Below are 24264 nucleotides of genomic sequence, written 5' to 3'. Positions count from 1 at the left end.
AATGCTGATGGGGCTTTTGTTGCTAAATGCGAGGTAGATTAATCTACTACGTCTTCAGCTTTGTTTTTTACGGCTTTAGCGCCCTTTTTCACGGCGTGGCCGGTTTTCTTGGCACCTTTTTCAATGGCGTGGCCGGTTTTTTTGCCGGCGTACTTCACGTCTTGTTTGGTGTTGTAGGCTTTTTGGCCGGCCTCGGTGCGGCCAGTGCGGGATTCTACTTTCACGGTGCCGTTGTCACGCTCAGTAACGGTGGTTTTGGCACCGGTGGTGTTGTCACGGACGGTCGTTTTATCACCTTGGGCGAAGGAGGAAGCCGACGAGAAAATTACGGCGGCGGCCAGAAGCAATATCTTTTTCATGAGGAGAGTCTGAATTAATACAGGAATCTGAGTCCTTATACGCGCTGACAGAAAATGGTTGTCTTGCTGTTCAGCTTAGCGGGCTACTCATCAACTCGCGGCCCATCTATTTCAGCTTCATGGTATGCGCCATGTGGCCCTTATGCCCTTTGTGTGCGTGAGCAGTGTGGATTGTTTTGACCACGGAGCCATCCGACTTCATTTCGGTTTTCTTCTCAACTTTTGTTTCCTCTTTGCCAATGCCTTGGGCCAAAACACTACCGGAGGTGGCCAGCAGGGCTACCACAATTGCCAGGTTTTTCATGATTGAAAAGGAGAATTAGGTGAAACTGATGATGGAATATTTCACTCTCTCCATGAAAACCTGATGAAAGGGCAAGCAGCGCACAAAAAAGTCCTACCACCTGCGCCCTTCTTACATTAAGCCTTCTGGGGCAGCAGGAGTGATGAGTCGCCGTAGCTCAGGAAGCGGTAGTTGTGCGCCAAAGCATGCTCATACACCGTGCGCCATTGTGGACCAATGAGGGCCGCCACCAAGAGCAGCAAAGTACTCTCGGGCTGATGGAAATTGGTAATCAACCCCGAAATCACCCGAAAGCGGTAGCCAGGTGCAATCAGCAGTTGGGTAGTAGCATGTAATACGTCGGAGCCGGACTGGGCAAGGTAATCCAGCAGTGCCTGAAAGGCCGCCGCCGCAGCAACCTCCGTTTGCGGCTCGTAGGGCTGCCACTGGCTCACGTGCCATGTCGGCTCGGCAGTAGGCTCCTGAACCAAGCGCGCCCCCAGCCAATACAGGCTTTCCAATGTGCGCAGGCTGGTGGTGCCCACCGGAATAATGGGCTCAGGCATTTGCTGCAACAACTGCCGTAAAGTCTCCGCCGATACGCTGATGGGCTCGCCATGCATAGCGTGGTCCTCCATTTGCTCGGCCTTTACCGGCTGAAAGGTGCCAGCGCCCACGTGCAAGGTTACATGCGCCGAGGAAATATGGCGGGTTGCCAGTTCGGCCAACACTTTATCGGAGAAGTGGAGGCCGGCAGTGGGGGCGGCTACGGCACCTTCGTGAGCGGCGTACACCGTTTGGTAGCGCACAGCATCCACAGCAGTATCAGCGCGGTTGAGGTAGGGGGGAAGGGGTAGATGCCCGGCCCCGCGCAATACCTCCGCAAATGGCAAATGGGCGGGCTCCCAGCTAAACCGAATCAACGCGTACCCCTCGCGCTGCTCCACCCGCTCGGCCGATAGTACGGCCGGTTGGCCTTCTGCCTCAAATTCCAGCGTAACGGCCCCTTCCTTCCAGCGCCTACCATTTCCTACCAGGCATTTCCAGACGCAACTGCCGGTTTGCTGCATAGCGGGCTCAATGGCCGTGTGCGGGGCTACGGGCTCCAAGCAAAAGAGCTCCACCACGCCGCCCGTGGGCCGCCGAGCAAACAGGCGGGCCCGTACTACCTTGGTATCGTTGAAGACCAGCAGGCTGGCGGTGGGGAGCAAGGCCGGTAATTCTTGAAACTGTCGGTCCTGGATAGTCCCCTCTTGAAACAGCAGCAGCTTCGACTGGTCACGCTCGGCCAACGGCTCCGGGGCAATGCGCTCGGGCGGCAGCTGGTAGGTAAAATCGTGGATGGAGAGCTGACGTGGATCGGTAGTAGCAGAAAACGACATAGGCCGCAAAGGTACAACCTGCGCGGGGTGCTGCCCGAACTACTGGCGCTGGAAAATCAAGAGGTGCTGCTGCGGCAACGACTCAATTGAATCGGTAAGCTGCAGCCCAACGGCCGCCATTTCGCGGCGGGCCTGCGCCACACTCATCTTGTGAATGCGCTTGATGGGCACTTTGGGGTCCTCGGCCCGGTACTCTACCAACGCCACCCGGCCGGTAGGAGTAAGCGAGTTGCGAATGGCCCGCATCATCTCCCGTGGGTGGTCAAACTCGTGGTACGCATCCACCACCAGCACTACATCAACCCCGCGGGCGGGCAGGTTGGGGTTGTCGGTGGTGCCGCGTACTGGTACCACATTGTTGGCATGCAGCCGCTCCCGCGTTTCGCGCAGGGCGGTGAGCATTTCGGGTTGGATATCCACGGCCAGCACTTTGCCCTGTGGCACCAGCGGGCTGATGCGGAACGTGAAAAAGCCGGTGCCCGCGCCAATATCAGCTACCACGTCGGTGGGCTTTAAGCGCAACTCCCGCAACAGAATATCGGTGCCTTCTTCCTGTTGCCGGTCGGAGCGCTCCAGCCAAGCCGCGCCCTCGTGGCCCATTACGTGAGCAATTTGTCGGCCCAAGTAGTACTTGCCGATGCCGTTGAGGTCTTGGGGAGGCCGCCGCTCGTAGCCGCTGGTATCGGGTATGGCCTGCCGCCGCTGTTCAGTAAGCTGCGCGGCGGTACTCTCGGTAAGCGGCTGGGTACAGGCAAACGCGCCGCCCAAAAGGCCGAGGGCGCTAATGCAGAGGGCTGGTCTAAATGAAGGGGGCATATACACAGCACAAAGTAACGATGCAGGCCTAACATGTAGTCTGCCTGAAGCGTTCGGCCCCAGCTAAAATCTCAGGCTGGAAATGCGTGCTTACGTGCTGGTGCATTGAATTATAAATAGCAGAAAGTCAGTGGTACATAGTGAAAAGACATTTTTTTACCGTCTTTCTTCTACATTCGTCCGTAGAAGCCTCGGTTTCATTCCGTTCACCTAACCCATTTTTCTATGAAACACTTGTCCGGAATCCTGCACAAGCTCACGGCCGTAGCCGCCGTAGCAGTGGCCCTGACCAGCTGTAACCGTGCCGAGTACGCCATGCTGCCCAAGACGTCGTCGGCGTACCACGGCACCCAGCGCGCCGTAACCGTAGCCCCTGCTCCGGCCCCTGTTACTTCCGAAGCCGCAGCCCCCGCGCCGACTGCTGAATCTGCTCAGGTTGCTGCACCCGCCGCAAAATCGGTAGCTGCCGCGCCGGTTGCTCAGCCTGCTGCAAAAGCAACTGCCAAAGCGGAGGCTCCGGTAGCCAAAGCGCCCAAGCTGAACTTTGCTCAAAAGGCCTTAGTAGCCAAGCTGGCCAAGAAAGCCGATAAGCTGACCGCCAAAGCTCAACTGAGCAAGAAGTCGGAAGCCGCTTCGCAGGAAGACGCCAACGCCATCAGCCGTAACATCAAACTGGGTATCATCTTGCTGCTGATTGGTATTCTGGTAGGTCTGCTCATCCCGATTCTGGGTACCGTCATTGCCATCATTGGTATTGTGTTCATCGTACTGGGCCTGCTCGACGAGGTCTAGGCAGCTCCAAGTCTTCGCACAAAAAACGCCCTGATGTACATCAGGGCGTTTTTTTATGGCTAAAATTCTATATTGCTGAATCATTAGAACTGTCTACTAGATTTTATATACACTGCTTGCTTAGATGAATACAACCCGACTATTGATTGTGGCATTATGCAGCCTATGGCTGAGTGCCTGCCAAAGCACCCGGATTCCGACCTATTTGCCAAAAGTGCAGGAATACTCAGCTTACGTGACGTCCCCGCTGCATTCCAATACAACGGCGGCAGTACGCAGAGTCAAAGTTCCTCTGCCAGAAAACCGCACTGTGTCTACTGCCACGAGAGCAGGACGAAAACCGGTTAAGGCGGCGGCTGATACTACCCGCGCAGCCCGGAAAAAAACTAAAACGCCGCAGCCCACGCTTGTTATAACCGGCTCCGATACGTTGGCAGGCTACCCCGTCAATAGTAAGCTGCCTTCACCGGCCACTATAGTCCCGTCCGATCCAACAACTACGGTAGTAAATGCGGTGGGGGGCGTTACAGCCGGCTTCGGGCTTGGCTTCCTGATTGCCGGGCTGGCGTCTGAGCCGCCGCAAACGGAATGGGGCGGGCTGCGGAACGTAATGTTGGGGTTTTATGGGCTGGTATTGCTGGGCGTTGGTATTCCGCTGCTCTTCTTTCAAGGTAAGAACGGCCGTTTACGGAAGCTTCGGCAGGCCCGGAAAGCTGCCGCACTACCCACTTCTGCAACCGCTCCGGTAGTTGGTCAGAAATCTTCCCCAACTAGTAAGCGTGGCAAGGCCGGGCTGGTGCTAAGTGTGCTGGGAGGGCTGTGCATGTTGTCACTGCTGGTACCAAGCTTCCTACCCCTTCTACTGGTCCCTTTAGGAATACTGTTGCTGGTTATCGGGCTGACTTTGCTCCTGATCGGGGAATCAAGCCTTTAGCCACCTTGAATTACATTGGATCCACATCGGCGGCCAGGCGCACCTGCTTAAATTCCTTCTGGTCGCGCACTACGTTCATGGCGTCTAGAATATCGGCCTTAGCGGAGCGTAGCACGGTGTGTTCCCGACTGAGCTTGATGGTAATTTCCTGCAGGTAGAAGTTGCGGATGCGGAAGATATAAGGCGCTTCAGGACCCAACACGGCCTCCCGGCCCAAACGGTCTACCAACTCCTGAGTGAGCAAGATGGCGGCCCGCTCGCCCACCACGGCATCCATGTGCTTTACCGTGAGCCGGATGATGCGCATGAACGGCGGGTAGCCATGCTCGCGCCGCTGTAGGATTTCGTACTCGTAAAATTCTAGGTAATCGTTGCGGATTACCTTGTCGAAAATTACCTGCTCCGGGTCACCGGTCTGGATAATCACGCGGCCTTTTTTGCCTTTGCGGCCCGCCCGCCCGCTCACCTGCACAAACATCTGGAAAGCCCGCTCGTGTGCCCGGAAATCGGGGTAGTGAATGATGCTGTCGGCGTTGATAATGCCTACCAGGCTCACGTTAGCAAAATCCAAGCCCTTGGTTACCATCTGAGTGCCCACCAGCACGTTGGTAGCCTGCTTCTCGAAGTCGGAAATGATTTGCTGGTAGGCGTTCTTGGCGCGGGTGGTGTCTAGGTCCATGCGCTGCACGCTGGCCTCAGGCAGCATTACTTTCAGGTCATCTTCCAACTTCTCGGTACCGAAACCCACGGTTTTTACGTTGCGGGAGCCGCAGGCTGGGCACTGGGTATACATCCGCTCGTGGTAGCCGCAGTAGTGGCAGCGCAGTTCGTGGCTGTGCTTGTGGTAGCTCAGGCTCACGGCGCAGCTTTGGCACTTGGGTATCCAGCCGCAGTCCAGGCAGTTGATGAAGGGGGCGTAGCCGCGGCGGTTCTGGAACAGAATCACCTGCTCCTTGGCCGCCAGTTTGCTTTCCATAGCCTGCATCAACTCCGGCGTGAAGTGGTTGAGCATGGTTTTCTGCTCCCGGCTCTTGCGGGTGTCCACCAGCTCTACTTCCGGCAGCCCAGCTTCCCCAAACCGCTTCGTAAGCGACACCAGCCCGTAGCGGCCGGCACGGGTCTGGTAGTAGGTTTCCACGGCGGGCGTGGCCGAGCCCAGCAGGGTTTTGGCACCCTGGAAATTAGCCATCATCAAGGCTACCTCCCGGGCATTGTAGCGTGGGGCGGGGTCGTACTGCTTGTAGCTGGATTCGTGCTCCTCGTCCACAATCACCAGCGCTAGGTTATCGAAGGGCAGAAACACTGATGAACGTACGCCCACTACCACCTGAAACCGCCCCGACAGCACCCCGTTCCACACTTCCACCCGCTCGTTGTCGGAGAACTTGGAGTGGTACACGCCCAGGCGGGAGCCAAACACCCGCATCAGGCGGGTTACAATCTGGGCGGTGAGGGCAATTTCGGGCAGCAGATACAGCACCTGCCCGCCACCTTCCAGCGCCTGCCGGATCAGGTCGATGTAGATTTCCGTTTTGCCCGCGCCCGTTACGCCGTGCAGCAGTACAATGTCCTTATCCTGAAACTGGCGCATGATGTCCTCGCGCGCCTCCTGCTGGGCGTCGCTGAGGGTAAAATGCATGTTGGCCTCCGCGTCGTTTTCGTCCAGCGGGAAGCGCGACACAATCTGGTCAAACTGCTCCAGCACGCCGTTTTTGATGAGCGTGTTTACGGCTGACGGAGACAGGTGCGGGGCCGACGTCAGGTAGACTTTTTCGAGCCCCCGCTGGTTGGCGTGCTCGTTCTGGTACACCGGTACTTTCTGCAGGTAGCGCATCAGCACATCCAACTGCTTGGGTTTGCTGGTGAGCTGATCGAATAATTGTTCCAGCGCAGCCTCCGCAATAAGCCGGTGGGCCAGCCGCACCTTTTTCACCACCTTAGGCGAATACTTATCCTGCAGGTGCTCGAACAGAAACACGACATCCTTCTGCATCAATGATTTGATGTACTTATGGAAGGACGCAATACCCAGCAGCTCGCCCACCTCAGTAAACGTCAAAGACTTTCCTTCCTCGCCGGCACTCAGGGCCGTTACAATCTTCTGCTCTTGGTCGCTGAGCGGGTATGGGTTGGTGTCGGCCTCAAATGCCGGATGCAGCTGCACGCGGCTCTCAGAACTGAGCTTAAGGGCCGAAGGCAGAGCGGCGTTGATAACCTCGCCCAGCGTGCACAGATAGTAGTCGGCCATCCAGCGGAACAGCTTCAGCTGGGGCTGCGTCACCACCGGCGCGTCGTCGATGAACTCCAGGATATACTTGGCTTGGTATTCCTTGGGCGGGTTCTCGTGCACGGCAGCTACAATGCAGCTCAGGGTTTTCTTAGCCCCAAACTGCACAATTACACGGCCGCCTACCACCACTTGGTCATTCAGCTCGAAGGGGACGCGGTAAGTATAGAGTTTCGGCAGCGGCAGCGGCAGAATCACGTCGGCAAACAGCGTTACGCGGTCAGCGGCTGGTTCGGGCTGGGGCTGCACAAAGTCAAACGTCAGGCTCAAAGGCAACAGCGGGAAGCGGAGCTTCTCCGGAATTTAAAGCAACAAACAATAGATGCGTCCGGCCGACAAACGGCCAGTTTCGCGGAAGAGGGCAATGGCGCAGCAGTTGGTAAAGATACGCCAGCGCCGGGCTTGGTGTGCCCCCGTTCAATAGAAAACCCGGACTGCCGGGTCCGGGTTTTCTACTTACTGATTTTCGGCGGCCGAAGCATCCGCGGCGGGCTTGCGTCGGGGAGCACGCGGCTTGCGCTTGGGTGCCGCCGGAGTTTCGGAGGCGGGCTCCGGGGCAGTTGGTACTGCAGGAGCTGAGGCTTCAGCCGAAGGAGGCGCTGCGGCTGATTTAGCTTTGCGCGGGGCACGTTTGCGAGCGGGAGTTGCCGGGGCCTCCGGCTGTGTTTCCGTAGATGTGGGCTCAGGAACCGCCGCAAAATCCGTGACGGGAGTAGTGACTGCTTTGGTTGGCTTACGCCGGGAACGGGTTTTTGCGGGCGCGGCTTCAGTGCTGGGTGCTGGCGTTAAAGCGTCAGCTTGCGCAGCCGGCAACGGCGTTTCAGCAACTTCAGTAGTCGGTAGCGTTACTTCGGCTTCCGTAGCCTCCAGAGCCGGGGTGGCCGGGGCTTTTCGGCGCGAACGGCTGGGGGCTTTACGTTCGGTTGGGGCCGATGACACAGGTGCCATCTGTTCTGTAGCGTCCTGCTCCGGCGCAGAAACTACTATCGGTTCGGATTCCGCAACGGGAGCAGGCTCCGAAGCTGGGGCTGGCTCCGGGGCGGCTTCGGGCGTTGTCTCGGCCTCCGTGGCATACAGCGGAGCACGGCGGCTATTTTCGCGCGCCGGCCGGTCGCGGCGGTTACGGCGGTTGTTGCGCGAGCGGCGGGCGGGCTCTGGCGTTTCGGTTTCATCACCAGCTTCCAGGGCGGTAGCAGGCTCCCCGGTTTTGATGCTGGTATCAGTGGAAGAAGCTTCAGCTGATGGTATTTCAGTAGTGGGCAGCACCTCCGTAGAAGTAACAGCCTCACCGGTAGCGTCCAGTACGGCAGCAGCTTCGGCAGCTAGGCGGGCATGCTTGCGCTTGGTGCGCTTGACCCCGCCCCGCGAACGTCGCTTTTTGCGGCGCACAGGCTCAGCAGCCTCGCCCTCTACTGTAGCAGGCTCTTCCGCTTCTTCCTCATCTTCCTCGGCCGCAGCAGCGGTGTAGGCGTGCTCGTAGGCTGATTCCGGATTTTCGAACTCATCTTCTTCAGCAGACTCTTCTTCCTGCGGCTCTACCAGCATGCCGGCACCTTCCCCCAGCAGCGACGCGTGGGCTGGCACATCACTAGCTTCTTCGCCAATGTCAATGCGCTCCTCATCATCCTCGTCCTCCGGTTCGGGCTCAGGCAGGGCAGGGGGGAGGGGCAGCGCCGCCAGCTCCCGCTCCACATGCAGCAACTCCATGCGCACATCGGCTTGGGTGTTGAGCTTGCGCAGTCGCTCCAGAGTGATTTCCAGAAACTGCCGGTGCTCAGGTGCGGCCGCGTGTAAAGGGCGGTGGCCTAAGGCCTGCCGGATGCTTTCCCACTCTTTCTTGAACCGGCCGAAACCCGCATCAAAATAAGTGCGCGTAAACCGCTCCCAGATGTAATGCTCCGCCACCTCCGATGGATGCAGCATGTCCGACGCATAAAAGCGGTAGTCCCGCAAATCGTCCATCAACAGCTCGTAGGCCGGGAAGTACGTAACGTCGGGCAGCAGCTCGCTCAGGTAGTGGCAAGCCACCCGCAGCATCGATTTGCTGGCCGAATTGAGTACCAGCGTATCCTTGATGTGCCGGACCGGGCTAACCGTCAGGATAAACTTGAGACGCGGATTAATGCGCCGTAGATACGCATGCGTTTCGGCTACGGCAGCAATAATATCGTCAGCGGTAAGCAGTTCTTTATCAAACTTTTCCGCCGGTACCTTATGGCAGTTGCTGATAATTTCGTCGGTTTCGCGCAGGCGGTAGGCAAAAGCCGAGCCCAGTGTGAGCACCACCGCATCGGCCGTGGCCAGGAATACGCCTACTTCCCGGGTCAGCGTCTGGATATGCTGCAGCAATTCCACCGGCGAGTCGGCCCCCAGTTCAGCGTGCAGGTCGTAGCTCTGCCAGCGGCCCCGGGCTTCCACCAAGTGTTGCTGCCAATCCATATCCTCACCCGCCGCCGCGCGGAGCAACCGGCACAGGGAGATGGGATTGAACACGGTGCCGTACGGATTAACCATGGCGGCTACCTTGAACTCTTGCAGGCGCTTGCCGATGGAATCCGAAAAGCAAGAGCCAATCGTCAGCACCCGGGCCGAGAGCGGCAGCTGTTGGGGTTGAGGCGTAAGCGGTAGTTCAGTGCGAAACATTGCGTGTAATACGACCCCAAGCGGGTCAACGGACGGGCAACCTACTGAACATCCTGCGTTCAGCCAAAAGCTGGCTGCCAGTGCAGGCGCGCGCCCGACAGACGCGAAACAGGGGTGCCCTATAAAGAAATATCGGTTCAGGTTGCCAATGGAGGCAGCTGATTGTACGAGCAAAGGTCACGAATAGTCGGCAGCTTCTCGCGCAAGGGCAGCAACAAGCAGAAACAAAACGCCCGGCTGCTTGCACAACCGGGCGTTTCTAACGGGTACCAACCGCGTATAACCTATTCGGCTACCACGTTGAAGCGCACTTTGTGCTTCACCTCACGGTGCAGGTCGGCAGTAGCGGTGTATTCGCCAACCGAGCCGGGCTCCTGGTCGAACGACAGACGCTTACGGTCTACCTCGATGCCTTTGGCTTTCAAAGCGTCAGCCAGTTGCAGCGTGGTTACGCGGCCGAAAATTTTGCCGCTCTCACCCACCTTCGCCGGAATATCCAGCACTAGGTCGCCGATTTGGTCAGCAATAGCCTGCGCGTCGCCTTTGATTTTGTCAGCTTTGTGAGCTGCCTGGCGTACGTTTTCGGCTACAATTTTCTTGTTGGTTTTGTCGGCCAATACAGCCAGACCCTGCGGGAGCAGGTAATTACGGCCAAAGCCGGGCTTTACCGTTACGATGTCGTTTTTGTAGCCCAGGCCCTTAACGTCATCTTTCAGAATTACTTCCATGTCGAGAATTAGTTTCTGGTTTCTGGTTTCTGGTTTTTAGTTATCGGCTTAATGCGAGTGGGCATTAACCAGCAACTAGCAACCAATAACTAGAAACTTATTTCAAAGAGTCGGTTACGTAGGGCATCAGGGCCAGGTGACGTGCCTTGGCAACGGCCTGAGCTACCTTGCGCTGAAACTTCAGGCTGGTGCCGGTAATACGACGGGGCAGGATGCGGCCCTGCTCGTTCACAAACTTCAGCAGGAAGTTCGGGTCTTTGTAATCAACGTACTTAATACCGTTCTTCTGGAAGCGGCAGTACTTTTTGCGGTTGTCCTGCTTGTGGATCTTTTCGTTGGCGAGGCTCATGGTCTTACTGGGCTACGGCTTCCGATTGTTTTGCTTTCGACTGGTTCATTTCGCCTTTACGACGACGCTCACCGTAGGCTACGGCGTGCTTGTCCAGTACTGTGGTGAGGAAACGGATAACCCGCTCATCACGACGGAAAGCCAGTTCCAGGGTGTCAACCACGTTACCTTCGCCGGTGAACTCTACCAGGAAGTAGTAACCAGTGTTTTTCTTCTGAATCGGGTACGCCAGTTTCTTGAGGCCCCAAGCTTCAGTGTTGATGATGTCGGCGCTATTTTCCTTAAGCACCTGCGAGAACTTCTCGACCGTCTCTTGCACTTGGCTCTCGTTCAGCACGGGAGTCAGAATGAAGACCGTCTCGTAATTTCTTACTGCCATTACGACGGGGTGAAAATTGTGTGAAAAACTAAATGAGGGGGCAAAGATAACAGAATTGTTGGCACCTGCTACACCTAGGTCTTTCTTTTCTGCTGTCGGAGTGCTAGTAAGCCACTGAACATCAGCTAACAACCCAAACACCTGGCGAGGTGTGCTGTTAGAACAGAAGAAGGGCAGTCTGCCGAGAGTACTATATATTAAGGTGTGAACCCCGCAGGCCCGGACTTGAGCGGTACACCTTAGAATAGTGCTTTAGCAGGGCTGACGATGCTTTTTAGAATGTTTCTAAGCTACTTGAATAGGGCGAAAATTAGCCGGGGCAGGTTTGTTCTCTGGGTTTCCCGACCTACATTTGTGGCCTTGAAGCACCCCCGCGTTTCTTTTTTCCAGTCAAATTGTGCTATGGATAGCATCCGACTACGACCCCTTTCCCGCCTCTTTCTCGCTCTGTCTCTGTTCTTTGTTAGCGTAGGCTCATCCTTCGCGCAAGGCACTGCGGCCGATCCGAGCAAAGCAGGCGTGGCACCCGGCGCTACGGCGGCCGCTGCCCCCGCCGCCGCAGCTGGCGCCCCCGCTGGTGACGCTGCTGCCATTGCCGCCGGCGACGCTCTTTTCAAAGGTAACTGCGCCCAATGCCACGCCGTGAATGACGTGGTAGTAGGCCCGGCTCTGGGTGGCATTACCAAGCGTCGGCCGATGTCGTGGATTATTCCTTGGATCAAGAATTCCAGCAAAGTAGTGGCCAGCGGCGACGAATATGCTGTGAAAATCTTCAACCAGTACCAGAAGCAGCAAATGCCCAGCTTTCAGCTGTCGGATGCTGAAATCACCTCGATTGTTGCTTACATCACTTCGGAAGAGGGAAAGCAACCGGCGGGTACAAACCTGACCGCAAAAAGTGGTGACCAGGCTGCTGTGGATGGCACGGCTGCTGCTGCTGGCGACGAAGCTGGTGCTGGTAAGTACATGAACATCCTGCTCATTGTGCTGGTGGTAGTGCTGATTGTACTGGTGGTAACGCTGGTAATCATTGCCAACATCATGAAGGATGTGCTGCGGGGCCGTAAGGACCTCGATGGCCGCGACATTGAAGTAATTGATCAGCGCTTCGACTTCTCGAAAATCTACAAATCAACGGCCGTACGTGCCATTGTAGGTATCGTGTTTGTGCTGGCGGTGCTGTACGAGTCTATCCAGGGTGCCATGGGCGTAGGTCTGCAGCAGGGCTACCAGCCCACGCAGCCCATTGCCTTCTCGCATAAGCTGCACGCTGGTGAGCATCAGATCAACTGCGCCTACTGCCACACCTCGGTATACAAGAGCAAGTCGGCCAACATTCCGTCGCCGAACATCTGTATGAACTGCCACTCGCAGATCAAAACGGAGTCGCCTGAAATCAAGAAGATTTACCGCGCCATCGAGCGGAAGCAGCCCATCCAGTGGGTGCGCATCCACAACCTGCCCGACTTGGCATACTTTAACCACTCGCAGCACACCCAAGTAGGTGGCATCGAGTGCCAGACCTGCCACGGTCCCATCCAGAACATGGAAGTGGTATATCAGTATTCGCCCCTGACGATGGGTTGGTGCATCAACTGCCACCGCGAAACCCCGCTCAACACCAAGGGCAACGGCTACTACGACAACCTCGTGAAGCTGCACGATTCGGCTAATGGCGCTGTGCCCTTCACCGTGTCGTCGAACGGCGGTACCGAGTGCTCGAAGTGCCACTACTAGTAAGCTAGGGCCTTGGGCGCCTGCGTTGCTGGCCACGTGCCGCACGCGGGCTGCCCAAGGCCCCACCTACCTTTAAAAACAGCCTACTTAGCGACTTATCGGGCCCGAAAGCCAAGTCCCTAAGTCTCTAAGACCCTAAGTTCCAACAACACGATGCAAGAGTCGCCTAAGTACTGGAAGGGAATTGAGGAACTGGAGAACTCACCGGAGTTCGTGAAGAATGCACTCACTGAGTTTGCTGACTTCCTGCCGGTGAAGGAATCCCACGGCACCTCGGATGCCACGGTGGCCCCGCGCCGCGACTTCCTCAAGCTCATGGGCTTCGGCATTGCCGCGGCCACCCTCGCCAGTTGCGAGACCCCCATTAAAAAGGCTATTCCCTACCTCAACAAGCCTGAAGAGGTTGATCCGGGTATTGCCAACTTCTACGCCTCCACGTTCTTCAACGGCCAGGACTACAACAGCGTGCTGGTGAAAACCCGCGAGGGTCGTCCGATCAAGCTGGAGGGTAACCCCGAGTCGCCCATTACGCGCGGTGGTTTGTCGGCCCGGGCTCAAGCCTCAGTGCTGAGCCTCTACGATGGTGCTCGATTGCAGCACTTCGCCAAGAAGGGTGCCAAGATTGACAAAGACCAGCTAGACCAAGAGGTACGCAGTGCCTTGGCCGGTGCTGGTCGCGTGGCTATCGTGTCGCATACCATCATCAGCCCCTCTACCAAAAAGGTAATTGCGGAGTTTGCTGGTCGTTACGCGGGCACTGAGCACGTAATGTACGATGTGAATTCGGCCTCAGGCCTGCTGCGTGCCAACGGTGGTGTATTGCCCGCCTACGACTTCAGCAAGGCTGACGTAATTGTAAGCTTCGGTGCTGACTTCCTTGGTACCTGGCTGTCGCCGGTTGAATTTGCCCGTCAGTACGTAACCAACCGCAAGGTTTCGAGCGAGAAGCGCAGCATGTCGCGCCATTATCAGTTTGAAAGCAACCTTTCGCTGACTGGTTCCAATGCCGACGTACGTGTGCCCCTGAAACCCTCGGAAATGGGGGAGGCAGTGCTGGCCGTGTACAATGCTGTTGTGGGTGGCGGTAGCGCTTCTTCTTACACTGACAAGCGCATTCAGACTGTTGCTGCTGAACTGACGAAAGCCGGTTCGCGCGGTTTGGTAGTTTCGGGCTCCAACGACCCAGCTATTCAAACGCTGGTAGCGGCCATCAACCAGAAGCTGGCTTCAGCGGCCGTTGATGTTGCCAACCCTTCGCTGGTTCGCCAAGGCGATGACGCCAAAATGAGCGCTCTGCTCAAGGCTATCAGCGCTGGTCAGGTAGGCGCGGTTATCTTCTACCACGCCAACCCGGTGTTCGACCACCCGATGGGTGCCGACTTGGCTGCCGCTCTGAAAGCTGGTAAGGTTCGCACGACCATCTCGCTGAACGACCGTCTGGACGAAACCGGCGAGCTGTGCACCTACGCCGCTCCTGACCACCACTTCTTGGAGTCGTGGAATGACTATGAGCCCAAGCGCGGTTACCTGAGCCTTGCTCAGCCGGTTATTACGCCCCTGTTTGCTACGCGTCAGGCGCAGGATTCGCTGCTGACCTGGGCTGGCAACCCCACTAGCTACTACAACTACCTCCGCGCTCAGTGGAAAGGTGTGCTGGGTGGCGACTTCAACAAAGCTTGGGACAAAGCCGTGCACGACGGTGTAGCCATGGGCTCGGCCGCTCCGGCTGCTCCCGCCCAAGCTGCTGCCGCTCTCGACGCTACTTCGGCTATTTCAGCCATCAAATCGGCTCCGAAGCCTTCGGGCATCGAGCTGACCGTGTACGAGAAAGTAGGCGTTGGCAGCGGTACTGATGCTAACAACCCCTGGCTGCAAGAACTGCCCGACCCTGTAACCAAGGCTACCTGGGGCAACTACGTAACGGTACCTCGCAAGTACGCCGAAGCCCAGAAGTGGGAGCAGGGCGACATGGTAAAAGTTACGGCCAACGGTAAGTCCGTAGAGCTGCCCATTCTGGTGCAGCCCGGTCAGGCTGCTGGCACCATCGGTATTGCGCTGGGCTACGGCCGCACAAAAGCTGGTAAAGTTGGCAACGACTTGGGCCAGAACGTGCTGCCCCTGCTGCAGATGCGCAACGATGCCATCAACTACGTTGCTTCGGTAACGCTGACAGCAACGGGTACCAAAGAGCCAATTGCTCAAACCCAGACGCACCACACCATCATGGACCGCAAGCCGGTGGTGCAGGAAGCTACGCTGGCGCAGTACATCAAGGATCCGAAAGAAGTAACGGAATACGAGAAAATTTCGACTCCTGACGGTCCGCAGAAGCCTAACAAGGTTTCGCTGTGGCAGGACTACGAGTATAAGAACCACCACTGGGGTATGGCCATCGACCTCAACTCGTGCATCGGCTGCGGCTCGTGCGTAGTTGGGTGCCAGGCTGAGAACAACGTGGCTGTAGTAGGTAAGCAAGAGGTAATTAACCGTCGCGAGATGCACTGGATGCGGATCGACCGGTACTACAGCTCCGACGCCCACAAATCGGACTTCGAAACCAAAGGCAAGCTGGATACCTACGCGGCCATGGAGGACCCCTCCGAGAACCCGCAGGTTATCTTCCAGCCGATGATGTGCCAGCACTGCAACCACGCTCCGTGCGAAACGGTGTGCCCGGTACTGGCTACTACGCACAGCTCGGAGGGTCTGAACCAGATGACCTACAACCGCTGCGTAGGCACGCGTTATTGCGCTAACAACTGCCCCTACAAGGTGCGTCGCTTCAACTGGTTCTCGTACTACACCAACGAGAAGTTCGAGTCTGTAAACGGCCACATGTTCACCGACCTGGGCCGCATGGTGCTGAACCCGGACGTAACGGTACGGGCCCGCGGGGTAATGGAAAAATGCTCGCTTTGCGTGCAGCGTATCCAACTCGGCAAACTGGAAGCTAAGAAGCAGAAGCGTCGTCCGAAAGATGGCGAAGTTGTTTCGGCTTGCGCCCAGAGCTGCCCCACTCAGGCCATCGTATTCGGCGATATGCGTGACCCCGAGTCGCGGATTTCGAAACTGCTGCGTCGCGAAGACGGTGAGCGTGCGTTCCACGTACTGGATTCCATCAACGTACAGCCGAACATCACGTACCTGACGAAGATTCGCAACACCGAAACGTCGGAGTTTAACGCCTAGAAACTGAGCCACGGGGGAGGGCAACAACGCCCACTGCATTGGTGCCCTCCCTCTCTACTCCTTTAAGTCCAAACAACTATGCAGCACGTATCGCCTGTACGGGAGCCGCTCGTTACCGGGGGGAAAACGTACCACGACGTCACCCAGGACGTGGCGCGCCAGGTAGAAGCCGCCCCGAACGTCCGGTGGATGGCGGCCCTGACCGTGGCCCTGATCTTTCTCGGTGTCTTCTTCTACTCCGTGTACCGGACCCTGTGGTACGGTATCGGCGAATGGGGTCTGAACAAAACTGTCGGCTGGGCCTGGGACATCACCAACTTCGTGTGGTGGGTAGGTATCGGCCACGCCGGCACCCTGATTTCAGCCGTTCTTCTGCTGTTCCGTCAGAAGTGGCGGACTTCCATTAACCGCGCAGCTGAGGCAATGACCATCTTTGCCGTAATCTGCGCCGCCATGTTCCCGGTTCTGCACATGGGCCGTCCGTGGCTGGCTTACTGGGTATTCCCGCTGCAGAATACCTTCGGCTCGTTGTGGGTAAACTTCAACTCGCCGCTGTTGTGGGACGTGTTTGCAATTTCAACCTACTTCACCGTGTCGCTGGTGTTCTGGTACACGGGTCTGGTGCCCGACTTCGCTACCATCCGTGACCGTGCGAAAGGTCCTATTGCCCGCCACGCTTACTCGCTGCTGAGCATGGGCTGGAAAGGCTCGGCCAAACATTGGAGCCGCTACGAAACGGTTTCGCTGATTCTGGCTGGTGTTTCGACCCCGCTGGTACTGTCGGTGCACACCATCGTATCGATGGACTTTGCAACCTCGGTAGTACCGGGCTGGCACACCACTATCTTCCCGCCCTATTTCGTAGCTGGTGCTATCTTCTCGGGCTTCGCCATGGTACTCACGCTGATGCTCATCACCCGCGTGGTATTCAAGCTGGAAGACTACATTACCATCGAGCACATTGCCCTCATGAACAAAATCATGATGATTACGGGCTCGATTGTAGGGGTAGCATACATCACCGAGTTCTTCATTGCCTGGTACTCGCAGGTTGAGTTTGAGCAATACGCCTTCATCAACCGCGCTACCGGTCCTTACTGGTGGGCTTACTGGTCGATGATGACCTGCAACGTAATCACCCCGCAGCTGGTGTGGATTCGTCGGGTGCGTTACAGCATCCCGCTTACGTTCATCCTCTCTATCATCGTGAATATCGGTATGTGGTTCGAGCGTTTCGTAATTATCGTAACCTCGCTGCACCGCGACTACCTGCCTTCGAGCTGGGCTATGTTCTCGCCGAGCTGGATAGACATCGGCATCTATGTAGGTACGCTGGGCCTGTTCTTCACCCTGTTCCTGCTGTTTGCTAAGTTCTTCCCCGTTATCAACATGGCGGAAGTGAAATCGGTACTGAAATACACGGTGGACAACGGCCCGACCTATACCGGCCACGACCCGCACCACCACGCTCATCAGCCTGCCACCACTCACGGAGTTCCCGCCTCGGCCTCTGTAAACTACGATAAGCATGACTAAGCGCTTCGCCCTCGGTGTCTTCGATGACGAAGACGTGCTGCTGCACGCCGTTGAAAACGTCCGCGAGGCGGGCGTTAAGATCTACGAAGTTTTCACGCCGTTCCCGATTCACGGCATGGACGATGCCCTCGGCATCGAACGCTCTCGTCTGCCCATTGCCGCGTTCTTCTACGGCCTTACCGGCCTGTGCTTCGCACTGTGGCTGCAGATTTACACGCTGGGCTTCGACTGGCCAATGATCATTGGTGGTAAGCCCCACATTGCGCTGCCCTCCTTCATCCCGGTATCCTTCGAGCTGACGGTATTCTTCTGCTGTCATGGCATGGTAATCACCTTCTACACCATCAGCAAACTGTATCCCCGCTGGAAAACTCCGGTACTGGACGTGCGCTCCACCGACGATAAATTCGTGGTGGCCATCGAAGTGAACGAAAACACCGACATGACCAAGCTGACTCAGCTGCTGCGTGACAACGGTGCTTCGGAGGTGAACCAAAAAGAAATGTCTAAGTTCTAATGACGCATTCGCTGAAACTAACTCTGCAAGCGTCGGCGGTTCTGCTGGCATCGGTGTTCACCACCGCCTGCAACCGCGCCGATGACCCCGGCCTGGAGTATGCTCCGGAGATGTACGAATCGATTCCGTACGACCCGCTGCGCCAGATTAATGCCAACACGGTAAACCCGATGGGCATTAATGAGCGCACCCCGGCTGTCGGAACCGTGCCCCGTGGTAAAATGAACTACTATACCCACATCGGCAAAGACGATGTGGCCACGGCCGAAACCACTTTGCGCAACCCGTTCCCCTACACCAAGGAGAATCTGGAAGAAGGCAAGGTGCTGTATTCGCGCAACTGCCAACACTGTCACGGTGAGCAGGGCGACGGTCAGGGCCCGGTAGGAGTGAAGTTCAAAGGCGTGCCGAACTACTCGGCCGGTGCCTATAAAACGATGAACGATGGTCACATCTACCACGTGATTCAGTGGGGCAGGAACCGCATGATGCCGCACGGCTCGCAGGTGAACCCCGAGGAACGCTGGAAGATTGCCATGTACGTGCGTGCCCTGCAACTGGGCAAAGGCCCCGACGGGCTAGCCGATATGGTGAAAGCCGGTGGCGCTAATGCCAATGTGCCCACTGCCGACTCGACCATGACCACCGGTCAGATGAAGGAAAACCCCACCAAGGCTGGTTCGGATAAAGCGTCCGCCACGCCTGGTCAGGGGGATAAAGCAAACAACGGAACGTCTATCTAACGAACCCCTATGGCAACTCTGACGCATCACGAAAGCGTTACGGCTGAATACCTGGAGGTTTCGCCGAGCGCCCGTAAAAACTTCACGCTGATTATGGTGGCAGGCGTAGCCCTGCTCGTACTCGGCATCGTCCTGTCGATGATGGGCGTGGGTGCCCACCACGAAGGTGCTGCCGCCGCGCACGGTGCCGCCCACGGCGGTGCTGAGCATCACGGCAGTGCTCCGTGGCTCAAGCGCCTGATTGTGAGCCTGTGGCACAACAACGTATTCTTTACCGGGGTTTCGGCTATTGGTACGGTATTCCTGGCCATTCAGTACGTAGCCTACGCTGGCTGGTCGGTACTGGTAAAGCGGGTTGCTGAAGCTCTCAGCGCCTGGCTCATTCCCGGTCTGGTTATCATGATTGTGGTTTTCGGCGTTGGCCTGATCAACCACGATATTTTCCACTGGACGCTCCCCGGCATCATGGACCCCAAGTCCGAAAACTACGATGCCATCATTGCTGGTAAGTCGGGCTTCCTGAACATGCCCTTCTACATTGCCCGCATGGTGATTTTCCTTGGTCTGTGGGCCTTCTTCACCAAACGTCTGCGCGACCTGTCGCTGGCCGAGGACCTGAACGGCGGCACCGAGTACTTCCACAAGAGCATCAACGTAGCCGCGCTGTTCCTGGTAATCTTCGCCGTATCGTCGCCGATTGCTGCCTGGGACTGGGTAATGTCGATTGACACCCACTGGTTCTCGACCATGTTCGGCTGGTACATCTTCGCTTCGTGGTGGGTATCGGGCATTGCGGCCATTACGCTGTGCACCATTCTGCTGAAGCAAGCTGGCTACCTGCGTTGGGTAAAAGAAGGCCACCTGCATGACCTGGGTAAGTTCATGTTCGGCTTCAGTATCTTCTGGACCTATGTGTGGTTCTCGCAGTTCATGCTGATTTGGTACGCTAACCTCCCCGAGGAATCGGTGTACTTCAACCAGCGTCTGGGCGGCTTCGATGGCCAGTACACGTGGCTGTTCTTCTTCAACCTGTTCATCAACTTCGCCTTCCCCTTCCTAGTGCTGATGACCCGCGACGCTAAGCGTCAGATGATCATGCTGAAAATTGTCAGCATCGCCATTCTGGTTGGTCACTGGTTTGACTTCTACTTGGCTATCATGCCCGGAACGATGCAGGCGAATAATGGGTTTATTATTGAGATTGGCGTAGCTCTGGTATTCCTGGGGGCCTTCCTCACCCTGATGACCAAGCGTCTGTCGCAGGCTTCGCTGGTGCCGGTTCACCATCCCTTCCTGGATGAAAGCGTCCACCACACCACCTAAATCTGAAAGAAGCTAGGCGTTGGGAGCTGGGAGTGAGAAAACTCTCCACCTGGCTCCTGACTCCTGGCTCCTAGCTTCTAACTTTTTTCCAAATGACTACTCTTGGTATTCTTCTGGTGCTGGTGTTGCTGCTGGTCGTGTTTGGCCTGCTGTTCCGCCTCCAGATTCTGACCTCTATTTTTTCGGGCAGCTCAACCCGCGAAGTTGGCGTCAGCAACCGTGTTAATGCCATTCTGTGCATCATCTTCCTCGTAGTGGGGGGCGCCGCCTTTGCGTGGTCGTTCGTTGATAACTACGACAAGATGAACCCGCCCATTGCTTCCGTGCACGGCCATGCCACCGAGCGGATGTTCTGGACCACGATGGTAATTCTGGGCATCGTGTTCACGCTGACTCAGGTGCTGCTGTTTGTATACTCCTACAAGTACCAGCACAAAGAAGGCCGTCGGGCCTTCTTCTTCCCCCACAATAACAAAATCGAGGTTATCTGGACGCTGATTCCGGCCATCGTAATGGCTGGTCTGGTATTCGCTGGCTGGAAAGAGTGGACCCGTATCACCGGTCCCGCCCCGAAAGATGCCATCGTATTGGAAGTAATGGGTAAGCAGTTTAACTGGCTTGTTCGCTACCCTGGCCGCGACCAGAAACTGGGCCTCGTGAACTACCGTCTGATTGACGCTACCAACGAGTTCGGCTTTGACCTCAGCGACCAGAGCGGTCTGGACGACTTCGTTGCTCCCGAAATCCACGTTCCCAAAGGCCACCCGGTGCTGCTGAAGATTCGCTCGCGCGACGTACTGCATGCCGTGTATATGCCTCACTTCCGCGTGCAGATGTATGCTGTACCCGGTATGCCCACCAAGTTCTGGTTCACCCCGACCAAGACGACTGACGAAATGCGCGCCCAGCTGGGCAACCCCAAGTTCAACTACGAGCTGGCCTGCAACCAAATCTGCGGCCGGGGTCACTTCGCCATGAAGCTGAACATTGTGGTAGATGATCCGGAGGATTACGTGAATTGGTTCGCTGCGCAGAAGTCGTTCTCGGAGCAAAACCCTGACGTTCTGGCTAGCTTCAAACAGAAATCGGAAAAGCCGGTTATGAAGGAAGCTGCTGCTGTAGTTCCTGCCGCTGCCAAAGCTTCGCTCTAAACTATTTAACTGCACGCTTCACTTATGGCTGCTAACTTTCCTACTCAAGTGCAAGGCGGCATCGGGGCAACCGAGCCAGGCATTTCGCACGATGAGCACCTGCACCACGACGAGCACCACGAGCAGAATTTCCTGCAGAAGTACGTCTTCAGCACTGACCACAAGGTTATTGCCAAGCAGTTCCTGATTACGGGTATCTTCTGGGCTATCATCGGTGGTACGCTGTCGAGCTTGTTTCGCTTACAGTTGGGCTGGCCCGAGGCTACGCTGGAATGGCTGCAGCCGCTGCTGGGCAAGTGGATTGAAGGGGGCAAACTGAACCCTGAATTCTACCTCGCACTGGTGACGATGCACGGTACCATCATGGTATTCTTCGTGCTTACGGCGGGCTTGTCGGGTACATTCTCGAACTTCCTGATTCCGCTGCAAATTGGGGCCCGCGACATGGCTTCGGGCTTCATGAACATGCTCTCGTACTGGTTCTTCTTCCTGTCGAGCGTAGTAATGTTCACCTCACTGTTCATTGAAACCGGTCCGGCTGCTGCTGGCTGGACAATCTACCCGCCGCTGTCGGCGCTGCCCCAGGCCATTTCGGGCTCGGGTATGGGCCAAACGCTGTGGCTGGTATCGATGGCACTATTTATTGTGTCGCAGTTGCTGGGTGGTGTGAACTACATCACAACGGTAATCAACCTGCGTACCCAGGGCATGAGCATGAGCAAGCTGCCCCTGACTATCTGGGCGTTCTTCCTGACGGCTATCCTGGGTCTGCTTTCGTTCCCCGTACTGTTCTCGGCTGCACTGCTGCTGATCTTTGACCGTTCGTTCGGTACTTCGTTCTTCCTGTCGGACATTTACATTGCTGGTAAAGCACTGTCGAACACCGGTGGTTCGCCCATCCTGTTCCAGCACCTGTTCTGGTTCCTGGGTCACCCCGAGGTGTACATCGTAATCATGCCTGCCATGGGCATGGTATCGGAAATTCTGGCCACCAACGCCCGTAAGCCTATCTTCGGCTACCGCGCTATGATTGGCTCGCTGCTGGGCATCTCGCTGCTGTCCTTCATCGTGTGGGCTCACCACATGTTCGTAACCGGCATGAACCCCTTCCTGGGTTCGGTGTTCATGTTCCTGACGCTGATCATTGCCGTACCCTCGGCCGTAAAAACGTTCAACTGGCTGGCTACTCTGTGGCGCGGTAACATCCGCTTCACTACGGCCATGCTGTTCTCCATCGGCTTCGTGTCGCTGTTCATTGCCGGTGGTCTGACGGGTATCGTACTCGGTAACGCTGCGCTGGACATCCAGATGCACAACACCTACTTCGTGGTGGCTCACTTCCACTTGGTAATGGGCTCGTCGGCCTTCTTCGGCCTGTGGGCTGGTGTGTACCACTGGTTCCCCAAGATGTTCGGCCGCATGATGGACGAGAAACTGGGCTACATCCACTTCTGGCTGACGTTCATCGGGGTGTACCTGGTGTTCCTGCCGATGCACTACGTGGGTATTGCCGGTTTCCCCCGTCGTTACTACGCTTGGACGGGCTTTGACACCTTCAGCCAGTTTGCTGACCTGAACAAGTTCATCTCGGTAGCAGCTATCGTGGCCTTCATTGGTCAGTTCATCTTCATCTTCAACTTCTTCTACAGCATCTTCCGTGGCCGTCGCGCCACTGAGAACCCCTGGAACTCGACGACGCTGGAGTGGACGACGCCGGTAGAACTTGGCCACGGCAACTGGCCCGGCGAAATCCCCGCCGTACACCGCTGGCCCTACGACTACAGCAAGCCGGGCGCTGCCGAGGACTTCATTCCGCAGCACGTACCCTACTCGCAGACGCAGTCGTCGAACCTGCCGTACGAGAAGGAAATGGAATAAGTGCCCCGCGCACTAGCCTTTTGAAAACGGGCCGCTGTATCAACGGCGGCCCGTTTTTGTTTACTAGGGGAAACCGGTTCGGCAGCGCCGGGCGTGGTTTCCCTTTTTGTTTCTGGCGGCCCAGCCGCCTGTTTCAGGCCAACGTTACTTATGGCAACACCTTCTTTTGTGCGCCGCTTTCGGTTTTGGGGAATCCTGACGGTAGTGGCCGTGTACGTACTGATTCTGGTAGGGGGCATTGTACGGAGCACCGGCTCCGGCATGGGCTGCCCCGATTGGCCCAAATGCTTTGGTAGTTGGGTGCCGCCCACGCACATCAGCCAGTTGCCTGCCAACTATAAGGAAATCTACACGGCCCAGCGCGTGGCGAAAAACCAGAAGCTGGCGGCGCGGCTGGAACGCATGGGCTTCCACCAGGTAGCCGGCGACATTTTCGCCCACCCCACGCAGTACATCGAAACCGACTTCAACCCGGTGAAAACCTGGATTGAGTACGTGAACCGGCTGGTAGGGGCCCTGATTGGCGTATTCGTGTTCGGGACGGTGGTATTTGCCCTGCCGTACTGGCGCCGCGACCCGGTAGTGTTCTGGCTGGCCTTTGGCTCCTTTTTGCTCACGGGCGTGCAGGGCTGGCTGGGCTCCCTGGTAGTGTCGACGAACCTGCTGCCCATCATGGTAACCATTCACATGGGGCTGGCACTGCTGATTGTAGCCATGCTGCTGTACGCCGTTGACCGGTCGCAGCGCGACACGGAGGCGGAAGTAGAGCCGGTTCGGGCGTTGCCGGGGCTAACGCTGGTGCTGTGGAGTGCTGTGTTGCTCACTTTCGGGCAGATTGTGCTGGGTACGCAGGTGCGGGAGCAGATTGATTTGATTGCCGCCGCGGCCAACTACCTGAACCGGGCCGGTTGGGTAGAGCAACTGGGCGGAGCCTTCCGTTTTCACCGCACGTTATCGGCAGTGTTGCTGCTGCTGAATGTGTATTTGGCATACCGGCTCTACACTTTGCCTTCACGGCGGCTGCACTGGCTGGCTACGGCTATTTTGGCGCTGATAGGAGGGGAGATACTGGCCGGGGTGGTGCTAGCGTACTTCTCGTTTCCGGCGGCCGTGCAGCCCGTGCACCTCACGCTGGCCACGTTGCTGTTCGGCGCGCAGTTTCTGGCTGTGGTGGCCTACCATCGGGCCACTAAGTTGCGGCGGCAGGTGGCTACTCCGGCCGTTGTTGCGTAACTTTG

General features: G+C 57.0%; 19 protein-coding genes. 10 read left to right on the top strand and 9 right to left on the bottom strand.

The annotated features are described in order from the left end of the window. Nucleotides 1-38: 38 nt before the first annotated feature. From LF252_RS11780 to LF252_RS11765, 4 genes are all read right to left on the bottom strand, one after another. Complete coding sequence (locus tag LF252_RS11780) at nt 39-359, bottom strand: hypothetical protein (protein WP_226269792.1); 321 nt, start codon at nt 357-359, stop codon at nt 39-41. A 106-nt stretch (nt 360-465) separates the two neighbouring features. Continuing rightward, the gene (locus LF252_RS11775) at nt 466-663 is read right to left on the bottom strand and encodes a hypothetical protein (protein WP_226269791.1); all 198 of its coding nucleotides are present in this window, start codon (nt 661-663) and stop codon (nt 466-468) included. 116 nt (nt 664-779) lie between these two features. Continuing rightward, a complete protein-coding gene (locus tag LF252_RS11770) occupies nt 780-2024 on the bottom strand; it encodes an S-adenosylmethionine:tRNA ribosyltransferase-isomerase (protein ID WP_226269790.1) in 1245 nt (414 codons plus the stop codon). Between the two features lie 39 nt (nt 2025-2063). Next, nucleotides 2064-2840: a class I SAM-dependent methyltransferase gene (locus LF252_RS11765; RefSeq protein ID WP_226269789.1), complete on the bottom strand. Its 777-nt coding sequence runs from the start codon at nt 2838-2840 to the stop codon at nt 2064-2066. Between the two features lie 225 nt (nt 2841-3065). Between LF252_RS11765 and LF252_RS11760 the strand changes: the two genes are divergently transcribed. Beyond that, complete coding sequence (locus LF252_RS11760) at nt 3066-3632, top strand: hypothetical protein (RefSeq protein ID WP_226270554.1); 567 nt, start codon at nt 3066-3068, stop codon at nt 3630-3632. Between the two features lie 944 nt (nt 3633-4576). On the opposite strand, the gene priA is transcribed toward LF252_RS11760, so the two are convergent. The 5 genes from priA to rpsF all read right to left on the bottom strand — a co-directional run bounded on the left by priA (nt 4577) and on the right by rpsF (nt 10952). Beyond that, a complete protein-coding gene (priA, locus tag LF252_RS11755; protein WP_226269788.1) occupies nt 4577-7123 on the bottom strand; it encodes a replication restart helicase PriA in 2547 nt (848 codons plus the stop codon). 186 nt (nt 7124-7309) lie between these two features. Continuing rightward, a complete protein-coding gene (locus LF252_RS11750; RefSeq protein WP_226269787.1) occupies nt 7310-9496 on the bottom strand; it encodes a GSCFA domain-containing protein in 2187 nt (728 codons plus the stop codon). Between the two features lie 284 nt (nt 9497-9780). Then, complete coding sequence (gene rplI, locus LF252_RS11745; protein ID WP_226269786.1) at nt 9781-10224, bottom strand: 50S ribosomal protein L9; 444 nt, start codon at nt 10222-10224, stop codon at nt 9781-9783. 97 nt (nt 10225-10321) lie between these two features. Then, nucleotides 10322-10573 carry a 30S ribosomal protein S18 gene (gene rpsR, locus LF252_RS11740; protein ID WP_226269785.1) on the bottom strand — a complete coding sequence of 84 codons (252 nt, stop codon included), beginning with the start codon at nt 10571-10573 and terminating at the stop codon, nt 10322-10324. A 4-nt stretch (nt 10574-10577) separates the two neighbouring features. Beyond that, entirely contained in the window at nt 10578-10952 is a 375-nt protein-coding gene (gene rpsF, locus LF252_RS11735; protein WP_226269784.1) for a 30S ribosomal protein S6, read from the bottom strand. A gap of 402 nt (nt 10953-11354) precedes the next feature. Between rpsF and LF252_RS11730 the strand changes: the two genes are divergently transcribed. The 9 genes from LF252_RS11730 (at nt 11355) to LF252_RS11690 (ending at nt 24259) form a co-directional block, all read left to right on the top strand. Further along, nucleotides 11355-12689 (top strand): cytochrome c3 family protein, encoded by a 1335-nt coding sequence (locus LF252_RS11730; RefSeq protein WP_226269783.1) that lies wholly within the window; start codon nt 11355-11357, stop codon nt 12687-12689. Nucleotides 12690-12842: 153 nt separating this feature from the next. Then, a complete protein-coding gene (locus tag LF252_RS11725) occupies nt 12843-15878 on the top strand; it encodes a TAT-variant-translocated molybdopterin oxidoreductase (protein ID WP_226269782.1) in 3036 nt (1011 codons plus the stop codon). Between the two features lie 78 nt (nt 15879-15956). Next, the gene (nrfD, locus tag LF252_RS11720) at nt 15957-17414 is read left to right on the top strand and encodes an NrfD/PsrC family molybdoenzyme membrane anchor subunit (RefSeq protein WP_226269781.1); all 1458 of its coding nucleotides are present in this window, start codon (nt 15957-15959) and stop codon (nt 17412-17414) included. Continuing rightward, nucleotides 17407-17931, top strand: coding sequence for a DUF3341 domain-containing protein (locus tag LF252_RS11715; RefSeq protein ID WP_226269780.1), 525 nt, complete (start codon nt 17407-17409; stop codon nt 17929-17931). The genes nrfD and LF252_RS11715 overlap by 8 nt, the downstream gene beginning before the upstream one ends. Next, complete coding sequence (locus tag LF252_RS11710) at nt 17931-18674, top strand: c-type cytochrome (RefSeq protein ID WP_317197850.1); 744 nt, start codon at nt 17931-17933, stop codon at nt 18672-18674. Before LF252_RS11715 ends, LF252_RS11710 begins: the two co-directional genes overlap by 1 nt. 9 nt (nt 18675-18683) lie before the next feature. Further along, nucleotides 18684-19997 (top strand): quinol:cytochrome C oxidoreductase, encoded by a 1314-nt coding sequence (locus LF252_RS11705; protein WP_226269779.1) that lies wholly within the window; start codon nt 18684-18686, stop codon nt 19995-19997. A 92-nt stretch (nt 19998-20089) separates the two neighbouring features. Then, nucleotides 20090-21148, top strand: a complete 1059-nt coding sequence (locus LF252_RS11700) for a cytochrome c oxidase subunit II (protein WP_226269778.1) — start codon at nt 20090-20092, stop codon at nt 21146-21148. A 24-nt stretch (nt 21149-21172) separates the two neighbouring features. Beyond that, nucleotides 21173-23026 carry a cytochrome c oxidase subunit I gene (locus LF252_RS11695; protein ID WP_226269777.1) on the top strand — a complete coding sequence of 618 codons (1854 nt, stop codon included), beginning with the start codon at nt 21173-21175 and terminating at the stop codon, nt 23024-23026. A 150-nt stretch (nt 23027-23176) separates the two neighbouring features. Next, nucleotides 23177-24259, top strand: a complete 1083-nt coding sequence (locus LF252_RS11690) for a COX15/CtaA family protein (RefSeq protein ID WP_226269776.1) — start codon at nt 23177-23179, stop codon at nt 24257-24259. Nucleotides 24260-24264 lie beyond the last annotated feature (5 nt).

Origin of the sequence: Hymenobacter pini, from assembly GCF_020421205.1 — a bacterium.
In the GTDB taxonomy this organism is placed as follows: domain Bacteria; phylum Bacteroidota; class Bacteroidia; order Cytophagales; family Hymenobacteraceae; genus Hymenobacter; species Hymenobacter pini.
This window is presented reverse-complemented; position numbering and strand designations above follow the sequence as displayed.